Origin of the sequence: Sphingomonas sp. CV7422 (assembly GCF_027945725.1) — a bacterium.
GTDB classification, from domain to species: domain Bacteria; phylum Pseudomonadota; class Alphaproteobacteria; order Sphingomonadales; family Sphingomonadaceae; genus Sphingomonas; species Sphingomonas kyungheensis.
Genome location: NZ_CP115900.1, coordinates 1803288 through 1816600 on the forward strand (window position 1 = coordinate 1803288; position 13313 = coordinate 1816600).

General features: G+C 70.7%; 14 protein-coding genes. 4 read left to right on the forward strand and 10 right to left on the reverse strand.

All coding sequences use genetic code 11. From position 1 onward, the window contains the following. Positions 1 to 58 precede the first annotated feature (58 nt). Together PBN85_RS08825 and PBN85_RS08830 are read left to right on the forward strand one after the other, a co-directional pair. Positions 59 to 370 (forward strand): UrcA family protein, encoded by a 312-nt coding sequence (locus PBN85_RS08825; RefSeq protein WP_271300795.1) that lies wholly within the window; start codon positions 59 to 61, stop codon positions 368 to 370. 186 nt (positions 371 to 556) lie between these two features. Next, entirely contained in the window at positions 557 to 1858 is a 1302-nt protein-coding gene (locus PBN85_RS08830) for an MFS transporter (RefSeq protein ID WP_271300796.1), read from the forward strand. A 17-nt stretch (positions 1859 to 1875) separates the two neighbouring features. Here PBN85_RS08830 and rsmD read toward each other — a convergent pair whose 3' ends face one another. Together rsmD and PBN85_RS08840 are read right to left on the reverse strand one after the other, a co-directional pair. Further along, a complete protein-coding gene (rsmD, locus tag PBN85_RS08835; protein WP_037536684.1) occupies positions 1876 to 2412 on the reverse strand; it encodes a 16S rRNA (guanine(966)-N(2))-methyltransferase RsmD in 537 nt (178 codons plus the stop codon). After that, positions 2409 to 3926 (reverse strand): pseudouridine synthase, encoded by a 1518-nt coding sequence (locus tag PBN85_RS08840; RefSeq protein ID WP_271300797.1) that lies wholly within the window; start codon positions 3924 to 3926, stop codon positions 2409 to 2411. The genes rsmD and PBN85_RS08840 overlap by 4 nt, the downstream gene beginning before the upstream one ends. 116 nt (positions 3927 to 4042) lie before the next feature. Between PBN85_RS08840 and PBN85_RS08845 the strand changes: the two genes are divergently transcribed. After that, a complete protein-coding gene (locus PBN85_RS08845; protein WP_037536769.1) occupies positions 4043 to 4513 on the forward strand; it encodes a response regulator in 471 nt (156 codons plus the stop codon). Positions 4514 to 4802: 289 nt separating this feature from the next. Next, the gene (locus tag PBN85_RS08850; RefSeq protein ID WP_271300865.1) at positions 4803 to 6125 is read left to right on the forward strand and encodes an AmpG family muropeptide MFS transporter; all 1323 of its coding nucleotides are present in this window, start codon (positions 4803 to 4805) and stop codon (positions 6123 to 6125) included. A 194-nt stretch (positions 6126 to 6319) separates the two neighbouring features. On the opposite strand, the gene PBN85_RS08855 is transcribed toward PBN85_RS08850, so the two are convergent. The 8 genes from PBN85_RS08855 to PBN85_RS08890 form a co-directional block, all read right to left on the reverse strand. Beyond that, complete coding sequence (locus tag PBN85_RS08855) at positions 6320 to 6748, reverse strand: DUF6628 family protein (protein WP_037536680.1); 429 nt, start codon at positions 6746 to 6748, stop codon at positions 6320 to 6322. A 69-nt stretch (positions 6749 to 6817) separates the two neighbouring features. Next, positions 6818 to 8143, reverse strand: coding sequence for a bifunctional folylpolyglutamate synthase/dihydrofolate synthase (locus PBN85_RS08860; RefSeq protein ID WP_271300798.1), 1326 nt, complete (start codon positions 8141 to 8143; stop codon positions 6818 to 6820). A 360-nt stretch (positions 8144 to 8503) separates the two neighbouring features. Continuing rightward, positions 8504 to 9358 (reverse strand): acetyl-CoA carboxylase, carboxyltransferase subunit beta, encoded by an 855-nt coding sequence (accD, locus tag PBN85_RS08865; protein WP_037536678.1) that lies wholly within the window; start codon positions 9356 to 9358, stop codon positions 8504 to 8506. Then, entirely contained in the window at positions 9355 to 10149 is a 795-nt protein-coding gene (gene trpA, locus PBN85_RS08870) for a tryptophan synthase subunit alpha (RefSeq protein ID WP_271300799.1), read from the reverse strand. Before trpA ends, accD begins: the two co-directional genes overlap by 4 nt. After that, positions 10146 to 11393 carry a tryptophan synthase subunit beta gene (gene trpB, locus PBN85_RS08875; protein WP_037536674.1) on the reverse strand — a complete coding sequence of 416 codons (1248 nt, stop codon included), beginning with the start codon at positions 11391 to 11393 and terminating at the stop codon, positions 10146 to 10148. Before trpB ends, trpA begins: the two co-directional genes overlap by 4 nt. Further along, entirely contained in the window at positions 11390 to 12022 is a 633-nt protein-coding gene (locus PBN85_RS08880; RefSeq protein ID WP_271300800.1) for a phosphoribosylanthranilate isomerase, read from the reverse strand. The genes trpB and PBN85_RS08880 overlap by 4 nt, the downstream gene beginning before the upstream one ends. Positions 12023 to 12298: 276 nt before the next feature. Next, positions 12299 to 12970: an orotidine-5'-phosphate decarboxylase gene (gene pyrF, locus PBN85_RS08885; protein ID WP_037536670.1), complete on the reverse strand. Its 672-nt coding sequence runs from the start codon at positions 12968 to 12970 to the stop codon at positions 12299 to 12301. Further along, the gene (locus PBN85_RS08890) at positions 12967 to 13305 is read right to left on the reverse strand and encodes a lipopolysaccharide assembly protein LapA domain-containing protein (protein ID WP_037536668.1); all 339 of its coding nucleotides are present in this window, start codon (positions 13303 to 13305) and stop codon (positions 12967 to 12969) included. Before PBN85_RS08890 ends, pyrF begins: the two co-directional genes overlap by 4 nt. Between the last annotated feature and the right edge of the window lie 8 nt (positions 13306 to 13313).

The following is a 13313-nucleotide window of genomic DNA, read 5'->3' on the forward strand; positions in this document are numbered from 1 at the left end:
CCTCTATAAAGCACAAGCCGGCCGAGAGACCTTCGGATGGGCCGGCAGGAGGTCCCCGATGATCGTCTTTCCCTTATGTGTTGCGGCGCTCACTGCGACGCCATCGTCCACTGCGGCGACGGACCCGTCGCCCGACCGCCGGATCGTGCAAACCAGGATCATCACGCAGGATCTTGATCTGCGAACGCCGGAAGGGCAACGGCGCTTCCGCGCGCGGGTCCGGTGGGCGGCGCAGAACCTCTGTGGCACGATACCCAAGGATATCGCCGTCGCGATGGACGTGATGCGCTGTATCGGTGAAGTCCGTCGCGACGGAGCGCAGCAACTGGCGAAGGCGACCGGTCAGACGGTGGGCGGGACGGACCGATAGAAAAATCGGGGCAGTCGCCTGGCGACCGCCCCGTAGTTCAGGGAGGTCGACCGACAGGGGAGGCGGTCGACAGTCGCTACCCACAGGGGGAGAGGAGCAGCGACCCTCTCTGTCTAGACGCGCTTTGTTGCGGATGGATTTCACTCATGTTGCGCATCGGCCTTTTTTCCCGACTAGAGTGGGGGGATGACGTCGATTCCCGCAACCCCGCCGCCGCCTGCCTCGCCGCGCCGTATCCTCACCGCCAGCCTCGTCGGCACCGCGGTGGAGTTTTACGACTTCTACATTTACGCGACCGCGGCGGCGCTGGTGTTCGGCGACCTGTTCTTCCCGGCGACGAGCGGCACCGCGCGGCAGATGCTTAGCTTCGCGAGCTTCGGCATCGCCTTCATCGCGCGGCCGGTCGGCGCGGTCGTCTTCGGTCATTTCGGCGATCGGATCGGCCGCAAGTCGACGCTGGTCGCCAGTCTGATGCTGATGGGCGGGTCGACGGTGGCGATCGCCTTCCTGCCCACCTATGCCCAGGTCGAACAGGTCGCGCCGCAGATGGGCTGGCTCGCGCCGTTGCTGCTGTGCCTGATGCGGCTTGGTCAGGGTTTCGGACTCGGCGGCGAATGGGGTGGCGCGGCATTGCTCGCGGTGGAGAATGCCCCGCCGCACCGCCGCAACACCTGGGGGATGTTCCCGCCGCTCGGCGCGCCGGTCGGCTTCCTGATGGCCAATGGCTTGTTCCTGATCCTCGGTTTGTGGCTCGACGAGGCGCAGTTCCGCGCCTGGGGCTGGCGGCTGCCGTTCCTGATCAGCGCGGTGCTCGTCGTGCTCGGCCTGTGGGTACGGCTCAAGCTGACCGAGACGCCGGCGTTCGTCGCCGCCGAGCGCGCCGAGGCCCTGCCCAAGGTGCCGATCGCGACGTTGTTCGCGTCGCACAGCCGCGCGGTGCTCGCCGGCACCGGCGGGGTGATCGCCTGTTTCGCGCTCTTCTATCTCGCGACTGCCTTCGCGCTCGGCTATGGCACCAAGACGCTGGGCTACGGGCGGGAGGCGATGCTGGGCGTCGAGCTGGTCGCGATCCTGTTCCTCGCCGCGGGGGTGATCGTCGCCAGCCTGCTCGCCGACCGGCGCGGCGCGCGCGGGATGCTGGTGATCGGCTTTTGCGGCTGCATGGTCGCCGGACTGGCGATGGGGCCGATGCTCGGCGCGGGATCGCTGTTCGTCGTCTTCCTGTGGCTCGCCTTCGCGCTGTTCGTGATGGGCTTCGCCTATGGCCCGCTCGGCGGCTGGCTGCCGAGCCTGTTCCCCGCCGGGGTGCGCTACACCGGCGTGTCGATGACCTTCAATCTCGGCGGCATCCTCGGCGGCGCGCTGGCGCCGATCGCCGCGGAGGCGCTGGCGCAGCGCGGCCTGGGGTGGATCGGCCTGTATCTGGTCGCGGCGGGGCTGCTCAGCCTCGCCGGGCTGATGCTGTTGCGCAAACCGGCCGGGGCCTGAGCCGCCGCCGCGGTTCGTCAGCCCTGCCGCAGCAAAGTGAGCCGCGCCTTGCCGTGCACGCGGCTGGCGTCGATCGCATAGCCGGGCGGCGCGATCTCCTCCGCCTTGGCGGTCTCGATACTGACCCAGGTGGCGGGCGCGATCCAGCCGAGCCGGGTGAGCTTGTCGAGCGCGACCAGACCCGCGCCGGTGCCATAGGGCGGATCCATCATGACGAGATCGAGCGGCGCCGGCGCCGGGCCGAGGCCGAGCACCGAGCCGGCGCGCACGTCGCCGCGCGTGCCGAGTCGCGCGAGATTGGCCTTGAGCGCGTCGAGCGCCGCGCCGTCCTGCTCGACGAACAGGCAGGAGCCGGCGCCGCGGGACAGCGCCTCGATGCCGAGCGCGCCCGATCCGGCGAACAGATCGGCGACGGCGAGCCCGTCGAAGCTGCCGAGCCGGCTGGTCAGCATCGAGAACAGCGCCTCGCGCGTCCGGTCGGCGGTCGGGCGCGTCGCATCGCCCTTGGGCGCGACGAGCGGGCGGCCCCGCCATTGGCCGGCGATCACCCTCATCGTTTGCCTCCCTTCGGCCCGCCGCGTGGCGCGCCGCGCCCCCCCGCCGGCCCACGCGGCGTGTCGGGGCGCGACGGCCGCGCCGGGCGACCGTCGGCACCGCCACCGCCACCGGAGCGTCCACCGGCCGACCCGCCGCCGGTTCGCGCCGGCCTGCCGCCGCTGCGCTGCGGCTCATCGCGGCGGGGCGTCTCCTGCTCCCACGGCTTGCGCGCCGAGCCGCCGGTCGGCACCGGCCGCGCGTCGCGATCGTCGCGGCGGAAATCCCCACGCGGATTGTCGCGCGCGCCGTCACCGGCCGGCATGCGCTCCGTATCACCGCGCCGGATACGCGCCGGCTGCCCGTCGCGCGCCGCACCGGTGGTCGGCCGCGTCGATCGTGTCTCGGTCTCACCGCGCCGACCGCGTGCCGGCTGCCCGTCGCGGGGTGCATTACCCGTCGATGACCGAGCCGGCCGCGCCTCGCGCTCGTCGCGGCGCGGCCGGCCGCGCTGGCCTTCGCCGTCCGCTGTCGTGCGCATCTCGCGCCCCTCGCGCAGGACGGGACGGGCGCGCTCACCGGTCGCGCCGGGACGCGCCGGACGCGGCGCGATGCCGTTCGCGGTCGCATCGCTGCGGCGCGGCGCGCGGGCGGCGCCGCGTCCGGCGGCCTGTGCCTCGCGCGGGGCGGGTGCGTCGATCGGGCGCGGGCGGGCGCGGGCCGGGCGGGCCGCGCTCGGCGCCGCGCGGAAGCCGTCGCGCGGCGGCTCGATCAGGTCCGCCTCGGGAACGCCGCCCTTGAGCGTGCGGCGGAAGGCGACAATCTCATGCTGCTTGACCTCGCCGATGCCGCCGACCGGCAGGTCGCCGAGCAGGAAGGGGCCGTAGCGGGTACGGATCAGCCGGCTGACCTGCAGGTCGAGATGTTCGAGCACCCGCCGCACCTCGCGGTTCTTGCCTTCGGTGATGGTGATCTCGATCCAGACGTTGGCGCCGGTGCGCCGCTCGATATTGGCGTCGATCGGGCCGTAGCGGATGCCGTCGATCTCGATCCCGTCGGCAAGGTCCTCCAGCTGCTGCTGCGTGACATTGCCGTAGGCGCGCGCGCGGTAGCTGCGCTCGACGCCGGTCGCGGGCAGTTCGAGCTGGCGCTTGAACCCGCCGTCGGTGGTGAGCAGCAGCAGCCCTTCGGTATTGAGGTCGAGCCGGCCGACCGGCACCAGCCGCGGCAGATCGTCGGGCAGCCGGTCGTAGATCGTCGGCCGTCCCTTGGGATCGCGTTCGGTGACCAGCAGGCCGGTCGGCTTGTGGTAGAGGAACAGGCGGGTCGGTTCGGCTTGCGCGACCGGCTCGCCGTCGACGGTGACGCCGTTGAGCGAGCGCAGCACGGTCGCGGGGGTGTCGAGCACCGTGCCGTCGAGCGCGACGCGGCCGTCGGCGATCATGCGCTCGATCTCGCGGCGGCTGGCGATGCCGGCGCGGGCGAGCAGTTTCGCGATGCGATCGCCGCTGCGGGGTTCGGAGGATTGGGCCATGGCGCGGCCATAACGCGCATTTGTCATGGCAGCGAAATTATTTGCGTCCGATCCGAGTACGGCGCGTTATCCTGCGGAGGCGTAATCACTTGTGCGGCGCCAGGCGGAGCGTGGCGATGTTGTTCGGAAGGAAGAAACGTTCGATCGTCCGGGTGCTCGTCGTCGAGGACGAGCCGCTGATCGCCTTCGACACCGAACATCTGCTGAGCGACGCGAGCTATCAGATCGTCGCCACCGTCGACCGCGTCGCCGAGGCGATTGCGGTGCTGCGATCGGACTCGGACGTCGACCTGGTGCTGCTCGACGTCAATCTCGCCGACGGATCGGGGCTGGATGTCGCGCGGGCCGCGGGAGAGCGCGGCGTCGCGGTACTGTTCGTCACCGGCAATTTCCCCGCCGAGGCGATGGCGCTCGCCGCGGGCTGCCTCGCCAAACCCTATCAGCAGCGTGACCTGATCGGCGCGATCGAGGCGATCGAAGCGAACATCGCCGGCCGCAAGACGCGGCGGCTGCCGACCGGCTTCCGGCTGTTCGCGATCCCCGATGCTGCGCCCGTCGCGCCCGGGCCGGAGATCGATGCCCGCTGACCGCCGGGCGAAGACCGGTTCGCGCCGAGGCGCGGAGGGCGCAGGGAAGCTTTGCATAGCCACACGATGACGCACGCCGGGCCGGTGGCCCGCGGGCGGCATGGGCTGCCCACAAGGGTTCTGCGCCCTCCGCGCCTCTGCGCGAACCGAGACCTGCACAGCCGGACCGGCGTTACCGCCAAACCCGCTAGGCGCGGGCAAAATTGGCGCTAGTGTCGCGGCGATGTTGACCGGCACCAATTTCTATTTCGTTATCGTCGCGGCCGTCACGGTGCTGCTCGTCGCGCTGATGCGTCGATCGGCGGCGATGCGCGCGCGGCTCGCCCCGCTCGCGCCTTATGCCGAGCGCGGCCCGGTCGCGGTGTTCTTCATGGGCATATCGTCGGGACTCGCCTTTACGATGATCGGCGCGACGCTGACCACGCGGCTCAAGCAGGACGGGCTCGACAAGAGCACGATCACCGCCTTCACGCTCGGCTTCCTCGTCTACAATCTCAAGCCGCTATGGGCGTGGATGGTCGATGGCGTGCGGCTGCCGGTGATCGGTCGGCTGGGGCAGCGGGTGTCGTGGGTGCTGCTCAGCGGCGTGCTGGTCATAGCCGCGATCGTCAATCTCGCGCTGGTCGATCCGGCGGCGAGCCTGCAGGCGACGATCGTCGCGACGATCCTCGTCGGCTTCGCCGGTGCGACCTATGACATCGTCATCGACGCCTATCGCATCGAGACGCTCGAACCCGAGCAGATGGGCGTCGGATCGGGGATGACGCAATATGGCTGGAAGATCGGCTCGGTGCTCGCCGGCTCGCTCGCGCTGGTGATCGCGGCGCGAGCGGACTGGCACGTCGCCTATCTTGCCTGCATCGTTTTCGCGCTGCCGGCGATGGTGGTGGCGGTGACGCGCGGCGAGCCGACGCGGCGGCGCGAGCCGGTGCGGCGCCGCGGGCTCGCCGAGCTGGGCGCGTCGATCGTCAGCCCGTTCGCGGAATTCTTCCGCCGCCACGGCGCGATCATCATCCTCGCCTTCATCCTGCTCCACAAGATCGGCGATACGCTGGGGCAGCAGGCGCTGCGGCTGCTGCTCGACGATCTCCATTTCAGCAACGACGAGATCGCGCTCTACGACGTCGTCATCGGCTTCTGGGCCTTCTGGGTCGGCATCGCGATCGGTGGCGTGCTCTATGCGCGCATGGGGCTCAAGCGATCGGTGATGCTCAGCCTGATCCTGATGATGGTCTCCAACGCCGCCTTCGCGCTGCTCGCCGGGGCGGGGCACAGCAATATCGGGCTCGCCGGCGCGATGGCGTTCGAGAATATGTCGAGCGGGATCGGCGGCGTCACCGTCGTCGCCTATTTCTCGGCGCTGTGCGACCTGCGCTTCACCGCGGCGCAATATGCGATGATCTCGGCGGCGGCGAGCATCGTCGGCCGCGTGCTCACCGCGACAACGACCGGGCGGCTGGTCGACAGCTTCGGCTATGTCGCTTTCTACTGGGGAACGACGGTCGCGGCCTTGCCGGGGGTGCTGCTGTTCTGGTGGATGTGCCGGTCCGGCTTGATCGACCGGTCGATCGGCAGCGCGGGCGTCGTCGGCGAGGGGGACGTGCGGGCTTAGCGCCCCGATAGGCGCGCTCCTGTTCGTCCCGCTCGAATCGGTTTGCGTCCAACGGCACAGAGGAAGGCGTCGCCGCGATTGTGGCCGTGCCTCGTGCGGTGGAACGGACCACGGCCTCCCGGAACGCCGCCCCGCCGCGTCCTCTGCGCCTCTGCGCCAACCCCTTCAACGGCAGCCGTAAACGCCGCGACCGTCTAGACGCAGATCGGCCGGCCATCATCGGCGAAGGCGGTCGCGACGGCGGCGACGCTCGCCAGCACCGAATCGACACGCCGCACGCCGAGCAGGTCGCCGAGCAGCAGCCGTGCGCTGTCCGGCGCCGTCTCGACCCGCGCGAGGATGGTGAGCAACGCGCGCTCGGCGGCGGTCATCCGCGCGCAGCAGCAGGGCGCGATCGCGATCGTCCCTGCCGCGGTGCCGGCGAGATCCGCCATCAGCGCGCGCATCAGCACCAGCGGGCGGCGGAACTCCTGGCCGAAGGCGGTAAACAGCGCATGGCTCGCCCGCGCATCGTGCAGCCCCTGCGCCCCCATCCGCCGCAGCGCGAACAGCGCGACACGCGCATTGGGGCAGGCCGGCAGTGCATAGGGCAGGGCCGCGACGGTGGTGGTGAGATCGGACATGCGGGGCAACTCCTGAGGTCGCGCGCAGTCTTCTCTGTCCGCTATTGCAAGTCAATCGCAATCATGGCGTCAGGCAGGATACTCGTCGTTGGCGCGGAGCGCTTCACCGGCAAGGTAGAGCGAGCCGGCGATCAGCACCACTGGAGTGTCGCGTCGCGCGAGCTGGCCGAGCGCGTCGGGCAGGTCGGCAGCGACTCCGGCGCCGACTCCCTGGCCGGCGGCGAGCGCGGCGAGCGTCGCGGGCGCGTGATGCGCATGTCCCGGCACCGGCACCGCAATCACCTCCGAGACCGAGGGGCCAAGCAGCCGCAGCACGCCCGCCGCATCCTTGTTGGCGAGCATGCCGAGTACCAGCCCGACCCGCCGCCCGCGCGCGATGCCGTGCAGCGCCTGCGTCACCGGCATCGCGGCCGAGGGATTGTGCGCGCCGTCGAGCCACAATTCGCTTCCCGCCGGCAGATGCGCGTGGAGCGGGCCGGGCGCGAGCCGCTGCATCCGCGCCGGCCAGTGCGCGCCGTCGGCGGCGGCGCGCATCGCCGCGAGTGGCACGGCCACCGCCTGCTGATGGCGCAGCATCGCCAGCGCGAGCGCGAGATTGCGCGACTGGTGCGCCCCGACCAGTCGCGGCCGTGCGGTGGCGATCGTGCCGGCGGCGTCGCGATAGCGCAGCGAGGTCCGCGTCGTGTCGCTCCACCAGTCGACGGTGCGGGCGACGACCGGGGCGCCGGCCGCCGCGGCGACCGCGGCGATCCGGGCGCGGCAGGCGGTGGCGTAGCGCATCGTCACCAGCGGCACGCCCGCCTTGGCGATCCCCGCTTTCTCGCCGGCGATGTCGATCAGCCGATCGCCGAGAAACGCCTCATGATCCATGCCGAGCGCGGCGATGCCGGTCACCGCCGGCGCGGCGATGACGTTGGTCGCATCGAGCCGGCCGCCGAGCCCGACCTCGACGATCGTCGCCGCGGCCGGCGTGCGCGAGAAGGCGAGGAAGGCGGCGGCGGTGGTGACTTCGAAGAAGCTCGCGCCGATCGCATCCGCCCCGTCCCCGGCGGCGTCGAGCACCTCGGCGAGCAATGCGGCGAGCGTCGCATCGTCGATCAGCCTGCCGGCGATGCGGATGCGTTCGTTGAAGCGGACGAGGTGCGGGCTCGAGAAGACATGAACGTCATGCCCCGCCGCCTCGATCGCCGCGCGGAGGAAGGCGCAGGTCGATCCCTTGCCGTTGGTGCCGGCGACGTGGAACACCGGCGGCATCGCCCGATGCGGATCGCCGAGCCGGGCGAGCAGCCGGGTGATCCGCTCCAGCCCGAGCACGTCGGCGCCGGGGGACAGCGACCACAGTCGGTCGAGTTGCTGCTGGACGGCGGTATCGGTGGAGGTGGCGTGGTCTGGCATCGTGTGGGTCGGTCTCGGGTCGCCGCGCGCCATGGGGTCTCGTCGCGCCCGCCTTAGGCGAACGGGTGGGGGAAGTCGATCCGGCGGCATGGCCAAACCGGTGCTGTCGCCAGGGCACGGACCGGTCGCGACGAGGATCTGCCGCTAACGGATCGACGCTATCTGGCTCAGCAGGCCCACGCCCCATCCTCCGCACCACCCCGGCGAAGGCCGGGGTCCAGTTGGTAGACTGCCGTGAGGTCCCAAAAGCGTCGCGGAACTGGACCCCGGCCTTCGCCGGGGTGGTCGATGGGGACGCGGGGTCGCAGCCCTCGCAGCGGCCGGGCTGCTGCCGTATGGCAGCGGCCGGTCCGCCCTCACCTACGCCGCCTGCGCCGTCGCCAGATAGCCGATCACCGTCGCCAGCCGATCGCGCAGCTCTTTGCGGTGGACGACCATGTCGAGCATGCCATGATCCAGCAGATATTCGGCGCGCTGGAAGCCTTCGGGCAGTTTCTCGCGGATCGTGCTCTCGATCACCCGCTGGCCGGCGAACCCGATCAGCGCATTGGGCTCGCTGATCTGCACGTCGCCGAGCATCGCATAGCTGGCGGTGACGCCGCCGGTGGTCGGATCGGTGAGCACGACGATATAGGGCAGGCCGGCATCGTGGAGCATCTGGATCGCGACGGTGCTGCGCGGCATCTGCATCAGGCTGAGGATGCCCTCCTGCATGCGCGCGCCGCCCGCGGCGGTGAAGACGACATACGGCGCCTTGTCGTGGATCGCCGCCTCGATGCCGCGGACGAACGCCTCGCCGACCGCAAGCCCCATCGATCCGCCCATGAAGGCGAAGTCCTGCACGCCCATCACGACGCGATGGCCGAGGATCGTGCCGCGCGCGTTGATCAGCGCATCCTGTTCCTGCGCCGAGGTCCGCGCCGCCTTGAGCCGATCGGTATAGCGTTTCGAATCACGGAACTTGAGCGGGTCCTCGACCACCTTGGGCGCGGGCAATTCGCTGCAGCTGCCGCTGTCGAGGATCTGCGCGAAGCGCAACTTGGGCCCGATCCGCTCGTGATGATCGCACTTCGGGCAGACGTAGAGATTCTCCTCCAATTCCTTGGTGAAGATCATCTGGCCGCAGCCCTTGCACTTGTGCCACAGATTCTCGTCCGACGATTCGCGCTTGGCGACGAAGGGCAGGGCGTTGCGGACGTTGGTGATCCAGCTCATCGGCTGACCTTTCGCGACGAGGCGACCGCCTCGCTGAGGGAGTGGACATAGGCGCGCACCGCCGCTGGGGCATCCGCGCCATGCGCCGCGATCAGCTCGACGATCGCCGAGCCGACGACGACGCCATCGGCACAGGCGCCGATCGCCGCCGCCTGTTCGGGCGTGCGGACGCCGAAGCCGACCGCGACCGGCAGCCTGGTCTGCGCCTTGAGACGCGCCACCGCGGCGTCGATCGAGCCCTGCGCCGCCTGTTGCAGCCCGGTGATCCCCGCGACCGAGACGTAATAGAGGAAGCCGCTCGCCCCCTCCAGCACGCGCGGCAGCCGCGCCGCATCGGTGGTCGGCGTGGCGAGGCGGATCGGATCGATGCCCTGCGCGCGCAGCATCGGGCCGAGCGCCTCGTCTTCCTCCGGCGGGATGTCGACGCAGATCACGCCGTCGACGCCCGCGGCCGCGGCGGCCGCGGCGAACCAGTCGGGACCGCGGCGCAGCATCGGATTGGCATAGCCCATCAGCACCAGCGGCACCTCAGGATGGCGCGCGCGAAAGGCGGTGGCGATGGCGAGGATGTCGGCGGTGCGCGTGCCGGCGGCGAGGCTGCGCAGATTCGCCGCCTGGATCGCCGGACCGTCCGCCATCGGATCGGTGAACGGCATGCCGAGCTCGATCACGTCGGCGCCGCCCTCGACCAGCGCGTCGAGGATCGCGCCGGTCGGCCCGTCGCCGGCGGTGACGAAGGTGACGAGCGCGGGCCGGCCCTTTCCGAAGGCGGCCGACAGGCGTGCACTCATATCGCCACCCCCAGCGCGTTGGCGACGGTGAAGATGTCCTTGTCGCCGCGACCGCACAGATTGGCGAGGATGATCTGGTCGTCGCGCATCGTCCGCGCGCGCTTGGTCACCGCGGCGATCGCATGCGCGGGCTCGAGCGCGGGAATGATGCCCTCGGTGCGGCAGAGCAATTGGAAGGCATCGAGTGCGTCCTGATCGGTCGCGCTGGTATATTCGACGCGGCCGATGTCGCGCAGCCAGGCATGCTCGGGGCCGATGCCGGGATAGTCGAGCCCCGCCGAGATCGAATGCCCTTCCGCGATCTGGCCGTCCTCGTCCTGCAACAGATAGGTCTTGTTACCGTGGAGCACGCCGGGGAAACCGCCGGCGAGGCTGGCGGCATGTTCGCTGCCTTCGAGGCCGTGACCCGCCGCCTCGACGCCGAGCATGCCGACCGACTCATCGTCGAGGAAGGGGTGGAAAAGGCCGATCGCGTTCGATCCGCCGCCGATCGCCGCGCACAGCAGATCGGGCAGGCGGCCGGTCCGCTCGAGCATCTGCGCGCGCGCCTCGCGGCCGATGATGCTCTGGAAGTCGCGGACCAGCTCGGGATAGGGATGCGGGCCGGCGGCGGTGCCGATGATGTAGAAGGTGTCGTGGACGTTGGCGACCCAGTCGCGCAGCCCCTCGTTCATCGCGTCGGACAGGGTCGCCGCGCCGCTCGTCACCGGGCGGACCTCGGCGCCGAGCAGCTTCATGCGGAAGACGTTGGGCTGCTGCCGCTCGACGTCCTTCGCACCCATGTAGATGACGCAGGGCAGGCCGAAGCGCGCGCAGACCGCGGCGGTGGCGACGCCGTGCTGGCCGGCGCCCGTCTCGGCGATGATCCGCGTCTTGCCCATGCGGATGGCGAGCAGGATCTGGCCGATGCAATTGTTGATCTTGTGCGCGCCGGTATGGTTGAGCTCGTCGCGCTTGAACCAGATCTGCGCGCCGAGCCTCTCGCCGTTCGGGCCGGTTCCCGCGCCCTCGCGTACCGCCTCGCTCAGCCGTTCGGCGTGATAGAGCGGGCTGGGGCGGCCGACATAATGATTCATCAGATCGTCGAATTGCGCGGCGAAGGCGGGATCGGCCTTGGCGGCGCGATATTCGCGCTCGAGCTCGAGGATCAGCGGCATCAGCGTCTCGGCGACATAGCGTCCGCCGAACTGGCCGAAATGCCCGCGCTCGTCGGGCTGGGCGCGATAGGTGTTGGGGGCGTTCATGACTGCGCCGCTTTAAGGAAGGCGCCGATCTTGTCCATATCCTTGACCCCCGGCGCGGATTCGGCGCCCGACGAGACGTCGACCAAGGGCGCGCCGGTGCGCGCGATCGCCTCGCGCACGTTGGCGGGATCGAGCCCGCCGGACAGCGCCCAGGGCAGCGGGTGGCGCAGGCCGTCGAGCATCGCCCAGTCGAAGCGCAGCCCCATGCCGCCGGGCAGGCCGCCGGGCGGCGTCTTGGCGTCGTAGAGCAGCCGGTCGGCGGCACCGGCGTAGCGGCGCGCGTCATCGAGGTCGGCGCGCGTCTTGATCGCCACCGCCGCCCAGGTCTCCCGGCGGACGCGCGCGCGGATCGCGGCGACGCGTTCGGGCGCGGTCTGGTGGAGCTGGATCGCGTCGAGCCGCGCCGCGGCGATCGCCGCGTCGAGCGTCGCATCGTCGGGATCGACGAACACCCCGACCCGCGTCGCCTCGCCCGGCACCTGCCCGGCGAGGCCGGCGGCGGCATCGAGGCCGAGGTGCCGGGGGGAGGGCGGGAAGAAGACGAACCCGACGTGACTGGCCCCGCCGCGCAGCGCGGCGGCGAGTGTCTCGGGCGTGGTCAGGCCGCAGATCTTGGTGGCGGTGGGCATCCAGCGCGTGTCGGGATTTCCGACGCAAGTTGCAAGCCCGCCTTCTCCCTCTCCCGATGGGAGAGGGAGAAGGCGGCGCTGGGTGACGGCAGGGTGGGCGGCGTGTTTTTAAGAGCGTCGCACGGACGGTGGCGTGGTGGAGGCGCGGGCGAAAAGTAGCCGGTCCCCGACCGTCATCGCGACCGGCACCCCACTGGCGGGGCCAGGGCCGAGCGTTTCGCGCCTGCCCTCACCCTCTCGCCGCATCCCTCTCCCGTAGGGAGAGGGATGTGTCATTTACAACGTCGCGCCGATCGCGCGGGCGGCGGCGTCGGGGTCCTCCGCCTGGGTGATCGGACGGCCAATGACGAGGATCGACGCACCCGCATCGAGCGCGGCGCGCGGTGTGACGACCCGTTTCTGATCGCCGATCACGCCGTCGGCAGGGCGGACGCCGGGTACGACGAAGAAGCCCTTGGGCCACGCCTTGCGCGCCGCGGCGACCTCGGCCCCCGAGCAGACGATGCCGTCGATCCCCGCCTCATGCGCCAGATCGGTGAGGCGCAGCACCTGCGCCTCGGCGCTACCGGCGACGCCGGTCGCGGCGAGGTCGCTCGCATCGAGGCTGGTCAGCATCGTCACCGCGACCACCTTGGTATGCGGCGACGCCGCGGCCTTGGCATCCTCCAGCATCGCGCGGCCGCCGCTGGCATGGACGGTGAGGATCGCCGGCGCGAGCCCGCTGAGCGCCTGTACCGCCTTGGCGACGGTATTGGGAATGTCGTGCAGCTTGAGGTCGAGGAAGATCGGCAGCCCGATCTCGGCAAGCTCGCGCACCCCGGCCTGTCCGTGCGCACAGAAGAACTCGAGCCCGAGCTTGAGCCCGCCGACATGCGCGCGCGTGCGGTTGGCGAGCGCCTTGGCACGGGCAAGATCGGGCGTGTCGATCGCGACGAAGATCGGGCTCATGCCGGGCGGCCCATCGCGGCGGGTTCGCTCGGCGTCAGCGGATCGGCGTTCGCCGGCGCGACGACGAGGGCCGGCGGCGCGACCTGCGCGCGCTGCTCGGCGAGCAGCCGCTCGCAGGCGCTCAGCCGCTGGCGCAGCCGCCAGCGCACCGTGCCGAGATAGAGATAGGTCGGCAGCAGTCCGAGCAGGAAGGTGACGAGCAGCAGCAGCGGCAGATTGACGTCGGCGATCAGCCCGCTCCACAGGTTGATCTGGATGCTGGTCCAATTGCCGTAGGTGAACAGCGCCGCGACGAACGCGAGCAGGAACCAGAACAGGATCTTGAGGAACTGCATGCATCACT